General features: G+C 39.3%; 14 protein-coding genes. 9 read left to right on the forward strand and 5 right to left on the reverse strand.

The window, feature by feature from the left end:
- Window positions 1-75: 75 nt before the first annotated feature.
- The gene (locus HLV59_RS06975; RefSeq protein ID WP_017385401.1) at window positions 76-1266 is read left to right on the forward strand and encodes a helix-turn-helix domain-containing protein; all 1191 of its coding nucleotides are present in this window, start codon (window positions 76-78) and stop codon (window positions 1264-1266) included.
- On the opposite strand, the gene HLV59_RS06980 is transcribed toward HLV59_RS06975, so the two are convergent.
- The gene (locus tag HLV59_RS06980; RefSeq protein WP_171429618.1) at window positions 1263-2231 is read right to left on the reverse strand and encodes an alpha/beta hydrolase; all 969 of its coding nucleotides are present in this window, start codon (window positions 2229-2231) and stop codon (window positions 1263-1265) included. The genes HLV59_RS06975 and HLV59_RS06980 overlap by 4 nt on opposite strands.
- A gap of 195 nt (window positions 2232-2426) precedes the next feature.
- Entirely contained in the window at window positions 2427-3599 is a 1173-nt protein-coding gene (gene mdh, locus HLV59_RS06985; protein WP_057106361.1) for an iron-dependent methanol dehydrogenase, read from the reverse strand.
- A 230-nt stretch (window positions 3600-3829) separates the two neighbouring features.
- On the opposite strand from mdh, the gene HLV59_RS06990 reads away from it, so the two are divergent.
- The 3 genes from HLV59_RS06990 to HLV59_RS07000 all read left to right on the forward strand — a co-directional run bounded on the left by HLV59_RS06990 (window position 3830) and on the right by HLV59_RS07000 (window position 6882).
- On the forward strand, window positions 3830-5542 hold the full coding sequence (locus HLV59_RS06990) for an AAA family ATPase (protein WP_171429619.1): 1713 nt from the start codon (window positions 3830-3832) through the stop codon (window positions 5540-5542).
- Window positions 5543-5585: 43 nt separating this feature from the next.
- Window positions 5586-5948, forward strand: coding sequence for a 5-carboxymethyl-2-hydroxymuconate Delta-isomerase (locus HLV59_RS06995; protein WP_016145761.1), 363 nt, complete (start codon window positions 5586-5588; stop codon window positions 5946-5948).
- An 82-nt stretch (window positions 5949-6030) separates the two neighbouring features.
- Window positions 6031-6882, forward strand: coding sequence for an AraC family transcriptional regulator (locus HLV59_RS07000; protein WP_171430590.1), 852 nt, complete (start codon window positions 6031-6033; stop codon window positions 6880-6882).
- 27 nt (window positions 6883-6909) lie between these two features.
- On the opposite strand, the gene thiM is transcribed toward HLV59_RS07000, so the two are convergent.
- From thiM to HLV59_RS07015, 3 genes are all read right to left on the reverse strand, one after another.
- Window positions 6910-7737: a hydroxyethylthiazole kinase gene (gene thiM / locus HLV59_RS07005; RefSeq protein ID WP_171429620.1), complete on the reverse strand. Its 828-nt coding sequence runs from the start codon at window positions 7735-7737 to the stop codon at window positions 6910-6912.
- Between the two features lie 35 nt (window positions 7738-7772).
- Window positions 7773-8930 carry a hypothetical protein gene (locus HLV59_RS07010; RefSeq protein ID WP_171429621.1) on the reverse strand — a complete coding sequence of 386 codons (1158 nt, stop codon included), beginning with the start codon at window positions 8928-8930 and terminating at the stop codon, window positions 7773-7775.
- Window positions 8931-9079: 149 nt separating this feature from the next.
- Window positions 9080-9337, reverse strand: coding sequence for a hypothetical protein (locus tag HLV59_RS07015; protein WP_031948752.1), 258 nt, complete (start codon window positions 9335-9337; stop codon window positions 9080-9082).
- A 319-nt stretch (window positions 9338-9656) separates the two neighbouring features.
- On the opposite strand from HLV59_RS07015, the gene pepN reads away from it, so the two are divergent.
- The 5 genes from pepN (at window position 9657) to HLV59_RS07040 (ending at window position 17636) form a co-directional block, all read left to right on the forward strand.
- Window positions 9657-12263, forward strand: coding sequence for an aminopeptidase N (pepN, locus tag HLV59_RS07020; RefSeq protein WP_171429622.1), 2607 nt, complete (start codon window positions 9657-9659; stop codon window positions 12261-12263).
- 586 nt (window positions 12264-12849) lie between these two features.
- Window positions 12850-13380, forward strand: coding sequence for a Csu type fimbrial protein (locus HLV59_RS07025; RefSeq protein ID WP_171429623.1), 531 nt, complete (start codon window positions 12850-12852; stop codon window positions 13378-13380).
- 72 nt (window positions 13381-13452) lie between these two features.
- Window positions 13453-14157, forward strand: coding sequence for a fimbrial biogenesis chaperone (locus tag HLV59_RS07030; protein WP_031948748.1), 705 nt, complete (start codon window positions 13453-13455; stop codon window positions 14155-14157).
- Window positions 14158-14166: 9 nt separating this feature from the next.
- Complete coding sequence (locus HLV59_RS07035; RefSeq protein WP_171429624.1) at window positions 14167-16626, forward strand: fimbria/pilus outer membrane usher protein; 2460 nt, start codon at window positions 14167-14169, stop codon at window positions 16624-16626.
- Window positions 16617-17636, forward strand: a complete 1020-nt coding sequence (locus tag HLV59_RS07040) for a Csu type fimbrial protein (protein WP_031948743.1) — start codon at window positions 16617-16619, stop codon at window positions 17634-17636. The genes HLV59_RS07035 and HLV59_RS07040 overlap by 10 nt, the downstream gene beginning before the upstream one ends.
- Window positions 17637-17638 lie beyond the last annotated feature (2 nt).

Here is a 17638-nt window from a genome sequence, read left to right on the forward strand (position 1 = left end):
TTGTATAATTAGGATATAAAGAAGAAGGTTGGAGAAAGGTTGGAATAGAAATGTGGATATATAAGGAATTTACAAATGTTCACAAAAAAGGATTTATTGCAGCAACGGACGTTGATTGATCAACTGCGCACGCAAAATAGTCTCTCTCCTCAGAACGCTGCCAAACTCGGCCAAAGTATTGCAAGCTCGTGGGAACGATCAGCCTCTGCTGCGATTCCTAAGGAGCGTTTTGCGGCTCCACTAGTCGAGAAAAAAACTGCTTCACAGAATGCTTTAGATATGGCTTTAAGCCAATGTGCCGATGACTTGCGTCATATTGCAGAGCAATCTTCAATGGTGATTGCCGTCGGTGATATCGGCAGTACCATTATTTGGACTGCACCAAGTGCTCAAATGCAAAGTGCTGCTGAACGTGTGCATTTTGTACAAGGTGGTCAATGGCGTGAAGAATTTGTTGGCACCAATGCCTTGGCTTTATCTTTAAAAACTCAACAATCAAGCTGTGTTTTTTCAAATGAACATTACATGGAGTCGATTCATGATTGGGTATGTTATGCCGCACCGATTATCGATCCATATTCGAAACAAACGCTAGGTGTTGTTGATTTATCAACCACATGGAAGAACCATAATAGTTTAGGAATTCTGGCTGCTGAACGTTGTGCATCCATTATTCAATCTGCTTTGCTAGAGCAACAGCGTCAACAGTTACATATTCGTGCATTTTCGACGCCACAAGTTAAATTTAATGGCAAGAGTCTGTTATTAACGCCGCGTCAAATTGAAATTTTAACCATATTGGCTTTATGTCCACATGGCTTAACTTTAGAGCATCTTTATCAGGCGCTCTATGGCGAACGTAAAGTTAGTATGGGTACGCTTAAAGCTGAAATGTCTCAACTACGAGATATTTTGGGTGGTTTACTTGGTTCACGCCCATATCGTTTGCTGGTACATGTTGAGGCCGATTTTTTACAAGCTGAACAAGCGCTTGATGCAGGATATGCAGCCTCGGCTTTGCAGCTTTACACAGGTGTATTTCTGGCAAAAACTGAAAGTCCGTTTTTATGTGCATGGCGCGACTGCCTTGAATCACGCTTGAGCGATGCAATTTTTAAAACCCAAGAAACAGATTTACTGTTAAAGCATCTAGCTCATTTCCCTGAAGCAATTGATGCGGTAGAACGCCTTATGGAGTTAGTTCCGAGCGAACATCCTGCGCATCAATTGCTGATGAAATACCTTGATTCACCTAAGCTTAGTTAAGTGATTTTTTGATCCAGCCACTGGAACAGTTGTTGATAGACTTGTTCTCGTACTGGCTGGGCCGAAAGGACTAAGTCGTGCAATCCATTTTGAATAGAGACAACCGAGACATCGCCTTGAATTTTTTTACCATGTTTTTCAATATCTTTAACATCTAAAATTACGTCACTTTGAGTCGCATCTGGCCCCCATTTGCGTGGGTTTTTAGTCTGATGAGAATGCATAATGAGTGCAGAAACGTTCAGTTTAAGCCCGCGGTGAATCTCTTTTTGTGCCGTATGAATTGCATGTACAAAGCTGAGTTGAACTGTAGGGGCAGAGGTCGGTTTCCAGTCAAGATTAAAGTCCCATTCACCTTTGAGCTGCTTGTGAAGACTGGTGGTGTACCATTTGTTTAATTGGCTTGGGAATTTAACTTTTGGCAGATATTTTCCTACTCGACTGAGCATTGGAATACCAAATTTCTTTTCGACTAAACTTAAATTAAAATCGTAAAATGGACTATTCGCCCAGAGCGCTTTAATAAGAGGATGATCTGCATGATGGGCAGCATAAAGCGTTGCTGTCAACCCACCAGTTGAATGCCCTGCGAGTAAAACCTGAGTGTGTTGCTCTGCGCCAATAATCTCTAATGCTTGAGTAATTTCGGCATCATATTCTTTTAAATCAAGCACATTATAGAAAATTTGATGAGGCAGTTTTGAGCGGCCATATTTTCTTAAATCGAGTGCATAGAAGTCGTAACCATGAGCATTGAATTGCTCAGCCATTTCGGTTTGAAAGAAATAATCTAAAAAACCATGAATATAAAGTACGGCTTTTTGAGTAGATTGAGCGGCTTTTTTACGCACTAAAGTGGCTACAACTTTACCTTCATAATCACTAGGAAAGTTGAGTGTGAGCTGTTCGTAACCTGTGCCTAAAATATCTGGAACATAAGTTTGATTAGCTAAAGATGTATTCATTTTTATCGAGCTATTGTAATTAAGACATGCAGAGTATCCTTCAATGAAATGGGCGAATTGTCAATCAGGTTTGGAAAAGGTTGGAGTAAAGGTTCTAAAAAAAGGGAATACCGCTGGAGCTAAGTATTCCCCAAAAAAGTAAGTCAACGGTCGGAGGGATTTGACTTACTAGAGGGATATGCCATTACATCAGTATTACAGTGCTGCTTTGAAAATCTCCACAACTTGTGCATGATTTGCTTTGCGAGGGTTGGTGAGCATACATGCATCTTTTTGAGCGTTATCGGCCATGACGGCAAGGTCTTCAGTTTTCACCCCAAGCTCGGTTAAACCAGATGGGATACCAATCGATGAAGACAGTTTGCGAATGGCATCAATTGCAGCATACGCAGCTTCTGTTACGGTCAGCCCTTGAGTATTTACACCCATTAACTCAGCGATTTTTGCATAACGATCTGGGCAAGCAATTAAGTTAAATTCGCATACGTGTGGTAACAAGATTGCATTACACACGCCGTGAGGTAGATTATAAAAACCGCCCAACTGGTGAGCCATTGCGTGAACATAACCTAAAGATGCATTGTTAAATGCCATGCCAGCCAAATATTGTGCATAGCTCATCGCATCACGTGCTTCGATGTTTTCACCATTTGCAACAGCAGGTTGTAACCACTGACTAATCATTGTAATCGCTTTTTCTGCACAGGCATCGGTAATTGGGTTTGCTGCCGTAGAAACATATGCTTCAACTGCATGGGTTAATGCATCCATACCTGTTGCAGCGGTTAAACCAGCTGGTTTTGCAATCATGAGTTTCGGGTCATCAATCGCAATAAGTGGGGTACAACGCCAGTCAACAATCGCCATTTTTACGTGAGTATCGGTATTGGTGATAATACAGAAACGAGTCATTTCAGATGCAGTACCAGCCGTTGTATTCACTGCAATCAATGGCGTCATCGGGACTTTACTTTTATCGATGCCTTCGTAGTCACGAATATGACCACCACCCGCAGTGACTAAACCAATTCCTTTCGCACAGTCGTGAGATGAACCGCCACCTAGTGAGACAATAAAGTCACAGCCATTTTCGTTATAGGCATTTACCCCGTTATGAACGTTAATATCGGTTGGGTTGGGTTCTGCGCCTGGGAAGATATGGCTTGCAACGCCTGCTTCGGTTAAATAGTTTGCGATAAGGTCTGCAACACCAAATTTAAATAAGCCTTCATCGGTCACAATTAATGCTTTTTTTGCGCCGAGGTTTTGAGCCTTGGTCCCAATTTCTTTAGCACATCCTGGTCCAAAGAGTGATACACAAGGAATATAAAAACCGTTTGTTTGATCTGCAATATTTTTAAAAGCCATGGAGTGATTCCTTCTTCCATAAATCCATTGTTTGTTATTACAGGTGAGCCTCACCATGGCCTTAGTATTGTGATGTGAAGATTATTTTCCTACCTACCAAAAACCTACCAAATATTATTTTGTTTTTAATTTTTGATTTATAAGTACTTTTTAGAAAGTTTGGCACATTCATTTAATTTTTTCGGGAAAATCGTTAAGCTATGGGCTGTTGAAGATGTACATATGAGATTATGAAACAGGAAACTGCGCTTAAACTGCTTAAAGCAGGTGAAAATGTCTTTTTAACCGGTTCGGCTGGTGCAGGGAAAACCTATACACTTAATCAGTACATCCAATACCTAAAAGCACGTAAAGTGCCTGTGGCGATTACGGCATCTACAGGTATTGCTGCAACGCATATGAACGGTATGACCATTCATACATGGGCTGGCATTGGTATTAAAGATCTGTTAACTGACGATGATCTAAAACGCATGAAAGAGCGTAAATATCTCAAGGAACATCTTGAAAATGCGCAAGTTCTCGTAATTGATGAAATCTCGATGCTACATGCGAAACAGCTTAATTTGGTTAACCAGGTTCTAAAATATTTTAAAGAAAGCGATGAAGCTTTTGGTGGTATTCAAGTCATCGTGGCTGGAGATTTCTTCCAGTTGCCGCCTGTAGGTCGTAATGGTGAAGCCAACCGTGACAAGTTCTGCTTTATGTCAGATGCATGGGTCGAAGCCAAATTCCGTGTATGTTATTTAACGGAACAACACCGTCAAGACGACGAAATTCTGAACCAGATTCTAAACGCTATTCGCGCGCAAAATATTCAAGCAGATCATTTACAAGCACTGCGTCAATCACGCTCACACGATATTGGTGAGACCTTTACGCGTCTTTATACGCACAATATGGATGTCGACAATATCAATTATCAGCACTTAAATGAAATTGATAACGAAGGGCATCAATTCAATGCTGTTTTAGATGGGAATGAAAAATTATTAGAAACTTTAAAATCTTCGGTTCGTGCGCCAGAAGAACTCACACTTAAAAAACATGCCAAAGTGATGTTTGTAAAAAACAACTTTGATATGGGCTATATCAACGGAAGTTTGGGTGAAGTCATCGGCTTTGAGGAAGATGACGAAAATGGCTTACTGCCGAAAGTAAAACTCACTGATGGCACGACTTTGCTAGTTGCCCCTGAAACTTGGTCCGTTGAAAATGAAGCAGGTAAGGTCATTGCAAGTTTTCAGCAAATTCCGCTTCGTTTAGCATGGGCGATTACTATTCATAAAAGCCAAGGGATGACTTTAGAAGCCGCTGAAATTAACCTCATGAACACTTTTGAAAAAGGTCAGGGTTATGTTGCGCTTTCGCGCTTGAAATCTTTAACGGGGTTAAAGCTATTAGGGATTAATGAGCAAGCTTTAGAATTAGACAGTTTAGCTGTAAAAGCCGATCGCCGTTTTCAAGAGCTTTCAAAAGAAGCCGAAGATAACTTTGCAGATGTAGATTTAACGGCTCAGCATAAAGCGTTTATTCGTCACTGTGGCGGCACCTTAAATGAAACTGAGATTTCTCGTAATGAGAAAAAACTCGCAAAAGATGGCAAGCAAAATTACGCTACGGCAACGCTAGACGAGACACGTGTCTTGTTTGAAGAAGGCTATGAAATTGAAGATATCGCGCATGAACGTGGTCTAACCCCAGCGACGATTATTAACCATTTGGCTCGACTTCATAAAGAACAAAAGCTAGATATTTCGGTTGCCCATCCGGGTGAAGAAGTGGTCGAAGAAATTCGTAAAATTTATAAGAAGCTGAAAAAGCGCCAAAATCCAGATCATTTTTCTGATGATGGTTCGATCAAACTAAGACCAATTGTTGAGGCAACTAGTCCTCGGATGGGATATGATCAGGTTCGATTAGCTTTATTATTTATTGAGTAAAGTTTAATTCGCTTAATGACTTATTATATAAATTGAGGTGGCTATGCCGCACGTTGTAGTTGATTATTCAGAAAATTTAACTGGATTAAACGCAAAACAATTACTTGAAGAAATTAATACTACGCTTATTGAGACAGAGCTATTCAGCCCAGAAGATATTAAAAGCCGTGCGCGTAAAGATGACGTTTTCCTCATTGGCTTAGGGGGCTCTGATCAAGCTTATATTCATGTAAAAGTTTATATTTTGTCAGGAAGAACCGCCGAACAAAAACAGCTTATGGGTGAGCAGTTATTAGCGGCACTCAGCAACAAAAAATATCTACAACCAGATTTTAATAAAGAAATTCAATTGTGCGTTGAGCTTGTCGATATGCCAAGAGAAGATTATTTCAAGCAAGTTGTATAAGCGCTAAAAAGCGCAATTTCGATCAAGAATAGAGATGAGCACTATGTAAAAGTAGTGCTATCGAATGAACAGACATAAATGTATGGCTGTATATACACAAAAGCTGCAACTGGTTTGCGATTATATTCAACGACATTTAGATGAAGATTTAGATGTTGATCGATTGAGCCAGATTGCGGCCTTATCCAAGTTTCATTTTCATCGAATTTTTGCCATTCATATTGGCCTAAATGTGATGAAGTTTATTCAACTTTCTCGTTTAAAGCGGGCCTCTTTTCAACTGACATTTGAACCTGATCTCAAAATTATTGAGATTGCATTGCAAGCAGGGTTCGAGAGTCCAGAGGCTTTTACTCGTGCATTTAAGCGTTCATTTGATCAAACTCCTCGGGCTTTTAGAGAGAAACCAGACTGGGAATCTTGGCACCAGAAGTTTGTTTTTACGATTCCAAAATGTGAGCTAGAAATGAATGTAAATATTGTTGAGCGGCCTGCTGAAAAGATTGCCTATCTGTCGCATTTAGGCAGTCCAGATAAAGTCTTTGAAACGGCTGCACGTTTTATTGCTTGGCGTAAAGAAACGGGTTTATCACCTGTGACCAAATCTAGAACTTATGGTATTCCGTTTGCTGACCCTGAACAGACCCCATCTGACGAGTTTCGATTCGATATTGCGTGTTCAATTGAAAAGGCTGTACCCGAAAATAGTTACGACATACAAACAGGAGAAATTCCTGCGGGTCGTTATGCAACCGTAAGACATTTTGGTAGTCATGACCAGATTAAAGATAGTGTGTATTACATCTTTAGAAACTGGTTACCCGATCAAACAGAAGAAGCGGGGGATTATCCTGTTTTCTTTCACTATCACAACTTTGTACATGAGGTGAAAGAATCCGAGCTTATTACAGATATCTACTTACTTTTAAAATGATTGCAAGTCATACAGGCCTAACTTGGGTTATGCCTGTAGGTTTAAAAGTTTGATATCAGCATATTGCTCAATTAAGTTGGCATCTAACATATGGATATAATCCATAAAGATAGTACTAAAACTTCCCATAGTTTGCGCTTGATTTGCAGCAAGTTTACCTGCAATTGCGAAGTGAACATGAGCTGAAAGTGCGGCAATGCTTGGGGTACTCACAGCGCTATATGCTGCGATTAAAGCACCCAATGCACAGCCCGTTGCGGTAATTTTAGGTTGTAACGGACTTCCGCCATTTACCTGAATAACGATGTCTAATTCTTTAGATAAAATGTAATCTGACTCGCCCGAAATAGCGATACATTCTCCATGCGTTAATAGGGAGTAAGCCTGTTGATAGGCTTGATCACTGCTTAAAGTACTATCGACACCTTTAGATTGAACTTGGTTGCCTGCAAGCGTACTGATTTCTGAGGCATTACCACGAATAACGCTTGGTTTGAACTGTAAAAGTTCGTCTGTCATTTGACTACGCCAAGCTAAAATTGGTCCATATCCAACTGGGTCGAGTACCCAAGGAACATTGTTAAGCTGAGCGGTCTTGGCAGAGATTTGCATGGCTTGCATTTGCTCTGAAGTTGGTGTGCCCAAATTAATGCTTAAAGCAGATGAAATCTTGGTAAAACTTTCAGCTTCATAAGGATTATCAATCATGGCAGGTGAGGCACCAGAAGCAAGTAACACATTGGCTGTATAGTTCGCTGCAACGCTATTGGTAATACATTGCACAAGAGGTGTTTTTGCCTGCACGTTTTGCCAAGCTTCAATTACTTGCTCAATTAAAGTCGATGCTGATGTCATATTATTATCCTTATCAAGCCAAAGTGATTATAGATTTAGTGGGTGAAATAGTGATCTTGATGCTTACATTTTTGGCAAATTAAAGAAACATAATCGGCCGCATCATAATCAACAGTTAAATCATTTGAACCACAATGCATACAACGTTTAACCGAATAAAAGTTTAAACGCGGTTCAATTTTACGCCATGCTTTCCAGACAGGTTGTACGAATATCTGTTCGTCGTAGCCCAAGAAACGGTTAAGCAAAATATAGCTCATTTTACTGTAGGGAATATTATGAGGACGAGGCAGCATGGAGGTTTCCCACTTTTCGGCTAAAGCTCTCTCTCGATACTGCTCTAAGGTTTTCTTTAATAAATTGGTGTTAATAAATTTCTCATTGCGAGGCTGCAATGCTTTTTGTTTATAAAGATATTCGAGCGCGGTTTGAATCAAATAGTAAATTTGTCCAATCGCCAATGAATCCATTAAACGATAACAAAAAGTTTGGAAATTAGTGCTTCCTGCAATTTGAACGCCCCATGTTCTGCAGTAGAACTGCATAAACTGGATAATTTCTTGATAGAGCACCTGAAATAGTACATCTTTCACTTCATCGGCACTGCGAAATGGTATACCGAGACTTAAGTTTTCATAAAACCAATGGCGTAGTTGCTGGGCAACACTAAATAAACTTGGGTCGCTATAACCATCTAAGCGAATGTTTAAATAAAAACATTGAGGTTCATCCGCTTGGTCTTGAGCGTTTAAAATTCCATCTTTATGAAGTTGTTTAATTAGATGGTTTTGAAACATCCAGTTCGGAGTAATGTGATGGGATTTAATGCGGTCCCAGTGAATGTATTCATCATGTGCAATATCATCACGGGCATAGTCATCAAGTACACTGAGTAAAAATAGTTTATGTAAAAAACTCAGTTGTTCCAGACTTCGCTGTGGTTGATCTTTTGACTTAAATTGGCGTTGTTCTTGTAAGCGTGTTTGCTGTAAAAGCTTTTTACGTTGTTTAGTACAGGTTTCACAGTGGCACGTCATTTTTTCATCTTTAAATATGCGGTGCTGACAATGACTGCATTCATGAAATTGAATGTCTTGTTCAAATTGCTCGGCATCTACCCAGTACATCGAAGCTTGGCAGAGAGGACAATGGCTACTTTCATCTAGCTGTTTTTGTAGAATTTGTAAGGCCATTTTGCTCCGAACATAAAATAAAAAATGAAAGGGCTATTATACACAGCAACGCTGTAGATGGCTGAGATTGTCTTTTTGTTTGCTGCTAAAATAGGAAGACCTAAAATCTACGTTTGGATTTTAGGTCTTCATCATAATTCGAAGTTTAATTAAACAGGGCACGGCAAACTCTCATCATTTTGTCCAAGTTTTTTGGCATTGATGAGTGCCTGTACTTTTTTACTTGGTAATTTGACTTTACCTAATGCATCGTAAGTGTTTACGATGGTCGTTACTTCTTGGGCAGTCATTGAAATACCTTCAGCAGATAAAAATACTGCAATCACATGGTGGTCAAGTCCTGCTGCGTCTAGATCATGGATCGCTTTAATATTTTCTAAGCGATGTAAATGTGCTTTTAATTCCATAGTGGATACCTCTTGTTCTGATTGAAATAGTTATATTGGTGTATTAGATAAGGCAAGAACCATGCCCAAAATGTAAGCTAGGCCTAAAAAATGTTAAAAGCCGAAGGTGTTTTATTTTTATTGTATAGATTGATTATATAAGCAACGATTATCGTAAATTTGGTCTAATCTGTGCTAATAAAAGACGATTCTAATTTGAAAAGTATAAATGAAGTCCCATTAATTTTATAAAGGTAAGTAAACACAGTATGTATGATTGAATATGGTCAACTCATAACAATTCGTACTATGGTTTCCGAAAAGTATATAAGGAATAAAGATGAATATTGCGGCACAGCCTCCAGTTCAGGCAGATCAAACTGTTTATTTAAAAGATTATCAAAAACCTTCGTTCTTGGTTGAATCCATTAATCTTGATATTCAAGTTTATGACGATAAAACAATTGTTGATTCAACATTGGTGATGAAGCGCCAAACTGCTGGAGACTTGGTGTTATTAGGCCGTGATCTTGAATTGCAATCGATTCAGCTAAATGGTCAAGTTCTCACTCCTGCACAATATTCACTCGATAGTGAGCAACTGGTGATCACTGATGCACCAGATGAAGTCATTTTACAAACTCAAGTGATTATTCATCCTGAAACAAATACTCAGTTAGAAGGTTTATATAAAGCAGATGAGTTGTTTGTAACGCAGAATGAACCAGAAGGTTTCCGCAAAATTACGTTCTATCCAGATCGTCCGGACGTACTTTCAGTCTTTACGACTCGTGTAGAAGCAGACAAAAAATATCCTGTGTTACTTGCCAATGGTAACTTGCTTGAAACTGGTGAGGTGGGTGAAAACCGTCACTTTGCAATCTGGCAAGATCCGACCAAAAAGCCAAGCTATTTATTTGCTTGTGTCATTGGTGATTTAGCTGTACTTAATGATCGTTATACGACTTCTGAAGGGCGTGATGTTGCTTTAGAAATTTATGCAATCGAGAAAGACATTCCAAAATGCCATATCGCGATGGAAGCATTAAAGCATTCTATGCGTTGGGATGAAGAACACTATGGCCGCGCATATGACCTCGACAACTATATGATTGTTGCAGTGAGCCAGTTCAACATGGGTGCAATGGAAAATAAAGGTTTAAATATCTTTAATACTTCATGCGTGCTTGCTGATGAAGAATACACCACTGACGCTGCAATCATGCGTGTAAAGTCTGTAATTGCCCATGAGTATTTCCACAACTGGACAGGAAACCGTATTACTTGCCGTGACTGGTTCCAACTCTGCTTAAAAGAAGGTTTAACGGTATTCCGTGATCAGTCTTTCTCGGAAGATTTACAATCTGCTGCGGTTCAACGTATTGATGACATCGCTGTACTTAAATCGCATCAATTCCCTGAAGATGCAGGTCCTTTGTCGCATCCACCACGTCCAGATCACTTTGTAGAAATTAATAACTTCTATACCGCAACTGTTTATGAAAAAGGTGCGGAAATTAACCGCATGATGTCGACTTTGTTGGGTAAAGAAAAATACCGTAAGGGTACGGATGAATATTTCCGCCGTCATGATGGCCAAGCCGTAACGGTAGAAGACTGGGTTGCTGCATTATCTGCGGGTTCAGGTGTCGATTTATCTGCATTTTTAACTTGGTACAACCAACCAGGTACGCCAAAGCTTGAAGCAAAAGGTGAGTACGATGCAGCGACACAAACTTATCGTTTAAGTTTTAAACAAAGCCTAAAAGCACACCCTAAATATCCAAATTTAAAAGCTGTACCGATTCCTGTAGCGTTGGCACTATTCAATGCTAAATCAGGTGAGCAATATACATTGCACAGTGACAGCCTATTCGTAAATGATGTTAAAGATGGCGTATATCTGTTTGATCAAGATGAAGCAACTATTGAATTTACACGGGTAACTGAGCAACCAGTAGTGTCGCTACTTCGTAATTTCTCTGCGCCTGTAAATCTTGTGTTTGATTATACTAATGCAGAATTAGCATTCTTAATTCAGCACGAAACAAATGGTTTTAACCAGTGGCAAGCAACACAAACCTTGCTCGAGCGTATTTTGCTAGAAGACCATTCTGCAGATGCGTACATTCAAGCTATTCAAAGTACTTTACCTGAGTTAGTGGGGCGTGATCCACTTTTAGCATCACGTTTGTTTGATGTACCAAGTGAAGGTTATTTGGGTAGCCGTATCGATCATGATTATGCACCTACTGATATTCACGTAAAACGTGAGGCCTTACTCAATCGTTTGGCACAAGAGCTGGGTTCATTCTGGAAAGATACTTACCTTACACTTGACCCAGACTTGCAAAAAGAATTTTCTTTAGCGATGGGTGTACGTGCTTTAAAGAATATTATGCTCATGATGATGGCACGTCAGGGTGATCAAACTGCATTTGAATTGGCACATGTGCAGTACCAAAACACAGGTAATATGTCTGAGCGTTTAGGTGCGTTACGTGTATTGGTTTGGCAAAGTGCGCCTCAAGCTCAAGATGCTCTTGCTGATTTCTATGACCGCTTTAAAGATGAAGCTTTGTCTTTAGATCAGTGGTTTATGATTCAAGCTGCAAACCCAAATGCAACCACTGAAACAATCGAGTACTTAACTCAACATCCTGACTATGACTTAACGACTCCAAACCGTATTCGTGCGGTAAGCGGCGGCTTGTCAAATAACCCTGAAAATACTTGGGGCTTTGGTGTAGCTCACTTTATTAACCTCGCACAATATCTGGATGAAAAGAACCCAATTTTAGGTTCACGTCTATTACAAGTATTGTCACGTTGGTATACGCTTGCAGAGCCTCAACGTACTCAAGTGCAGCAAGCCTTGCAAGCATTGCAGCCTAAAGTGAAATCGAAAAACGTGTCTGAAACTTTAAATAGTATGTTAAGCGTTTAATTAGGTTTAAATACACTAAATAAAGGTCTCATATGAGGCCTTTATTTTTATATTTCCAAATACAAATATAGCAGTCAAAAATTAACTTTATAGTTGTTTTCTAGCTTTATGATTTTTTAGTTTTATTTTAGATAAATTATAATTTTTAATGATTTATTTTAAATACATCTTTAAGTAAAGATATAAAATCAAAAATTATTAGAATAATAAACTAAAAAATAGAATAATTGACGCTGAAAATCGTTTTTGTTTATAGGTAATTAAGCTCAATAGACTGACATATTTATTTAAATTTTCTCCAATAAAATTTATAGTCTTTTTATTAAGTTAAATAAAATCAGCAATTTATTTTTTTAAATGTTAATGAATTGTTAATTGAGGTTAATTTGAGTAATTGTATTTTATTAATTGAAATTCTAAATAAAAATGTTGTCATGCAGTTTAACTTTTTTTATGTATTATGACCAAAATAGGGTAAAAAATATAAGCTTTAAAAGAGCAGTCAAATTAAAAGAGATTGTAATAGTAAGGGTTAATTTTTTTACATCTATTAATGCCAACAATTTAATGTAAAAAGGTTTAGACCATGAAAAAGACTTTTTATTATTTATCAGCAATTGCTGCAGGATTATTTTCTCTCAATACAGCAAATGCCGCTACAGCAACTGGAACATTGACTGTTAGAGCGACAGTTACAAATAGCTGTGTTCTAAATACCTCAGCTACAGGTACTACATCAAATGCGGTCTTAGACTTTGGGACATTAAGTTCACTTGCGAGCAACGTAGACGCAGATACTACGACCACAGGTGGTACTCCAATCAGAGTACTTTGTAACAACACTGTACCGTGGACTTTGTCTTTTGATGGTGGCCAGAATGTTTTATCAACTCAACGTCGTATGATTGGTGGAGCAACCACTACAGAATATATTCCTTATAACCTTTTCTCAGACACTAACCGTGCAACAGCAATTGGTATTGCAACAACAGCATACACCGGAACAGGAACGGGTAATGTTCAAACTGTAAATGTGTATGGCCGTATTCCTGCCGGAACGACCTTACCAAGTGCAGGTAGTTATTTAGATACAGTGACCGTGACCGTAACTTACTAATTTTTATAAATAAGAAATACTGTTAGCCCTTTAAGAGGGCTAATACATTAAAAGATTTATTTTGAGCAACTCATGAAAAAAAACATCTTTATTATTACGAGTTTATTGTTATCTCTATCTAGCACGTTGAGTGCGGCTACAATCCGAATTTCACCCGTGAATGTGGAAATATTGAGTAATCAAAGTGCTTCTTCGATTAGTTTATTTAACCAGTCGAATGAAAGTACTGATTTACAGATTCGCGTGTTTGAATGGGTGCAGAAGAATGGGCAGGATGAATTAATTCCTACTGATGAGATCGCAATTAGTCCGCCATTTTTAAAATTAAAGCCTAATGACTCGTATAACTTACGTGTAGTCAGAATTAATCCGTCAGCGATTGCTGGTGAAAAAACCTATCGTATTATTATTGATGAGTTACCAAAACCAGTTGATAGTCGTAAAGCAGCTCAAGGAATAAATGTATTACTTCGCTCATCTTTGCCTGTATTTGTAGTCAATAAAGACGCGATTACTAAATTGAATTGGAAAATTGATTCTAATCAGAAGGCACCTTCTTTAAATATTAGTAATATTGGTAATCGACATGCACTTTTAAATAATTTAACGCTTGTTGATACTACAGCAAATAAAAGTTATCCGATCCAAGTAAACACTGTGAATGGTTATATTCTTGGACAGCAGACCCGAAGTTACTCTATTAATAATTTCACATATCAGCCAAATCATAAATACAGCGTATCTCTGACAGTTAATGGTAAGAAAACCACACTTTAAGAGGCTTATATGAAATACATTATAGGTGTCTTATGTGTTGCATATCTTCCTGCATATTCTTTTGCTGAGCAACTTCAAGATCATACGAACACAGCAACTCCGCGTGTTCCCGATGCTATAAATAGCAAGAATAAATATGCAGGGGTGAAGGTCGATAAACAGGAGCAAAATCTTAGCTTTACTCAGCTTTTTTTAAACGTTTCTGTGAATGCAAATGCTTCTGAAGATTTGGTTTCGGTAAAGCAAGCTCAAGATGGCAAGCTCTATATCCGTGCGCGTGATTTAAAAGCTCTAAGACTGAAAATGGATGAGCACATATCAGATAGCCAATGGGTATGTATTAACGATCTAAACGAAATCCAGTTTAAATATCTGGAAAATGAGCAATCCCTCAACCTAAATGTTCCGTCAAACATGCTGACAGGATATGCAGTTGACCTTAATGGTCAGCAGATTACTAGCCCGCATTTGCTCAAGATGAAACCCTTAAACGCGGCTATTCTCAACTATAGCCTGTATAACAGCATAACCAGTGATGAAAATACCTTTTCAGGTTCAGCTGAAGGGATTTTTAACAGCGCGATCGGTAACTTTTCATCAGGCGTTTTATATAACGGCAGTAATGAAAATAGTTATAGCCATGAAAAGTGGGTACGCCTAGAAAGTAAGTGGCAATATGTCGACCCTGAAAAGATCAGGATCTATACCTTAGGGGACTTTATTTCTAACAGCCCTGACTGGGGCAGTAGTGTACGGCTTGCCGGTTTCCAGTGGTCGAGTGCCTACACCCAGCGCGGTGATATTGTCACCTCAGCACTCCCGCAATTCTCCGGTTCGGCTGCACTGCCTTCAACTTTAGATTTATACGTCAACCAGCAAAAGATTTATTCAGGGCTAGTACCTTCAGGTCCTTTTGATATTAAGCAACTGCCGTTTATTTCCGGAAATGAAGTCACGCTGGTGACCACCGATGCAACAGGCCAGCAGAGCATTACCAAAAAGCCTTACTATTTTTCTTCCAAGATTCTGGCAAAAGGCATTAATGAGTTTTCAGTAGACGTGGGGGTGCCACGCTATAACTATGGACTGTACTCAAACGATTATGACGATGCCACCTTTGCATCAGGTGCGATCCGATACGGCTACAGCAACTCACTGACTTTAAGCGGTGGAGCAGAAGCGTCAACAGATGGCCTGTCGAATCTCGGCACAGGCTTTGCCAAGAATCTGTTTGGTCTTGGAGTGATTAATGCCGATATTGCAGCAAGCCAGTATAAAGATGAAAACGGCTATTCTGCCTTGCTGGGTTTAGAAGGACGCATCAGTAAGAATATTTCGTTCAACACCAGTTACCGCAAAGTCTTTGATAACTATTTTGACCTTGCCCGTGTATCTCAAGTCAGATATTTAAAAGATAACCAGACCGATGCCGAGCCACACAACTATCTGAGCTACAGTGCACTGGCCGATGAGATTTTTAGGGCAGGGATTAACTACAACTTTTACGCAGGCTACGGGGCTTATCTGGGCTATAACCAGATCAAATATAGCGATAACTCCTATAAATTACTGTCTGCCAACTTAAGTGGAAGTCTTAACAAGAATTGGGGATTTTATACCTCAGCCTATAAAGATTATGAAAATAACAAGGACTATGGTCTTTACTTTGCCCTGCGTTATACACCGTCCAGTAAGCTTAATGCGATTACGAGTGTTTCTAGTGACAGTGGCAGCCTGAGTTACCGTGAGGAAATCTTCGGCTTATCAGAACCGAAAATCGGATCATTTGGCTGGGGTGGTTATGTTGAGCGAGATCAGGATGCGAATGAAAACAATGCTTCAATCTATGCCTCTTATCGAGCACGGGCTGCTTACCTGACAGGACGCTATAACCGATTTGGAGACAACGATCAGGTTGCACTATCAGCGACGGGTTCCTTGGTTGCAGCCGCAGGGCGAATCTTTGCGGCCAATGAAATTGGAGAGGGTTATGCGGTTGTCACCAATGCTGGACCGAAAAGCCAAATTATAAATGGCGGGGTAAATCTAGGAGAAACTGATAAGTCTGGAAGATTTTTAATTCCAAGCCTCATGCCATATCAAGAGAACCATATTTATTTGGATCCGTCTTATCTGCCCCTTAACTGGAGCGTTAAAGCGACTGAACAAAAAACAGTGGTCGGTTATCGCCAAGGAACCTTAATTGATTTTGGTGCTCATCAAGTTAATTCAGGATTAGTAAAACTTGTTGATGCGAACAACTCACCGTTATTGCCGGGTTATACGGTTCGAATTAATGGACAGCAAGAGGGTGTAGTTGGTTATGACGGCGAAGTATTTATTCAAAACTTATTAAAGCAAAACAAACTTGAAGTCGATCTTACGGATCGTGGTTCCTGCCAAGTTAACTTCAGCTATAACGGGAATCAGTACTCAACTAAAAAATTGGGACCTTATATATGTCATTAAATATTATGAATAAGGCTCAAATACAGAGCTATAAATTTTTCTCTTTGTCTTTAAAATACTTTATAGGCATTTGCTTATTTTATCTTGTTTATGCATTTTTTAGTCCAGCACAAGCTGCTTGTACAGTAAGCGGTACCACAAATAATACTTTTACATATACGGCAGCAAATATTAATAGTGATGCAACTGTAAACCTTTCAGGAACCATTACTTGCACGAATTTAGGGCTTCCCCAGATTTCTAATTTCATGTGTATGAAAACCGTATTTACGGGAACTACAAATGCAATTAACAATGTTTCATTACCTTACACCGTCACAGCAACTGTAGGTGGAGCTGGGTCTTCTACCACTAATCAAACCTCTAATGTGTGGTATGGTCCAGTAGCAACAGTCGCATCAAATAATATTGTGAGTTACTCGGTAAATATAAAAGTACCAGCTCGAACGGGGTCGCTCATTGCATATCCTAAAGGAACATATACGGCTTCGGTTCGGTTGTATTGGGATATGGATCTTTTGGGTTTATCATGTGGTGATTTACTTGGTGGTTGGGATTCGGGTGATACATTACTAACAGCAAACTTTGTGGTACCAAGTCTGTGCCAACTAAACTCAACATCAAATGTTGATTTTGGAAACATTAATGATATCAGTATTACAAAACGAGACTACACAACTCAAGGCGCTGTGAATACGACTTGTAACTTTGGAACACCCTATAGTATTTATTTAGGAGACGGTAATAACCGTATAAGTGGTGGATTCAGGCGTATGGTGAATAGTAATAATGAATTTATTCCCTATCAACTCTATAAAGACTCTAACTATAGTACGGTATGGGATGCTACAGGAGGCGTAACCAGTGTTGGGGGAGCAGGAGGAGTCTCAAAAACCGGTACAGGTAGCGCGCAAAGTACACCTGTCTATGGGAAAATTCCGCAAGGTACTTCCATCGCAAGTAGGCCGGGGACTTATTCTGATAGTGTTGTTGTGACAGTGACCTATTAATT

The organism is Acinetobacter lactucae (genome assembly GCF_013122135.1).
Lineage (GTDB): Bacteria > Pseudomonadota > Gammaproteobacteria > Pseudomonadales > Moraxellaceae > Acinetobacter > Acinetobacter lactucae.

Coding starts and splice junctions, on each gene's coding strand:
- HLV59_RS06975 (WP_017385401.1), top strand. CDS start 76: ATGTTCACAAAAAAGGATTTATTGCAGCAACGGACGTTGATTGATCAA.
- HLV59_RS06980 (WP_171429618.1), bottom strand. CDS start 2,231: ATGAATACATCTTTAGCTAATCAAACTTATGTTCCAGATATTTTAGGC.
- mdh (WP_057106361.1), bottom strand. CDS start 3,599: ATGGCTTTTAAAAATATTGCAGATCAAACAAACGGTTTTTATATTCCT.
- HLV59_RS06990 (WP_171429619.1), top strand. CDS start 3,830: ATGAAACAGGAAACTGCGCTTAAACTGCTTAAAGCAGGTGAAAATGTC.
- HLV59_RS06995 (WP_016145761.1), top strand. CDS start 5,586: ATGCCGCACGTTGTAGTTGATTATTCAGAAAATTTAACTGGATTAAAC.
- HLV59_RS07000 (WP_171430590.1), top strand. CDS start 6,031: ATGGCTGTATATACACAAAAGCTGCAACTGGTTTGCGATTATATTCAA.
- thiM (WP_171429620.1), bottom strand. CDS start 7,737: ATGACATCAGCATCGACTTTAATTGAGCAAGTAATTGAAGCTTGGCAA.
- HLV59_RS07010 (WP_171429621.1), bottom strand. CDS start 8,930: ATGGCCTTACAAATTCTACAAAAACAGCTAGATGAAAGTAGCCATTGT.
- HLV59_RS07015 (WP_031948752.1), bottom strand. CDS start 9,337: ATGGAATTAAAAGCACATTTACATCGCTTAGAAAATATTAAAGCGATC.
- pepN (WP_171429622.1), top strand. CDS start 9,657: ATGAATATTGCGGCACAGCCTCCAGTTCAGGCAGATCAAACTGTTTAT.
- HLV59_RS07025 (WP_171429623.1), top strand. CDS start 12,850: ATGAAAAAGACTTTTTATTATTTATCAGCAATTGCTGCAGGATTATTT.
- HLV59_RS07030 (WP_031948748.1), top strand. CDS start 13,453: ATGAAAAAAAACATCTTTATTATTACGAGTTTATTGTTATCTCTATCT.
- HLV59_RS07035 (WP_171429624.1), top strand. CDS start 14,167: ATGAAATACATTATAGGTGTCTTATGTGTTGCATATCTTCCTGCATAT.
- HLV59_RS07040 (WP_031948743.1), top strand. CDS start 16,617: ATGTCATTAAATATTATGAATAAGGCTCAAATACAGAGCTATAAATTT.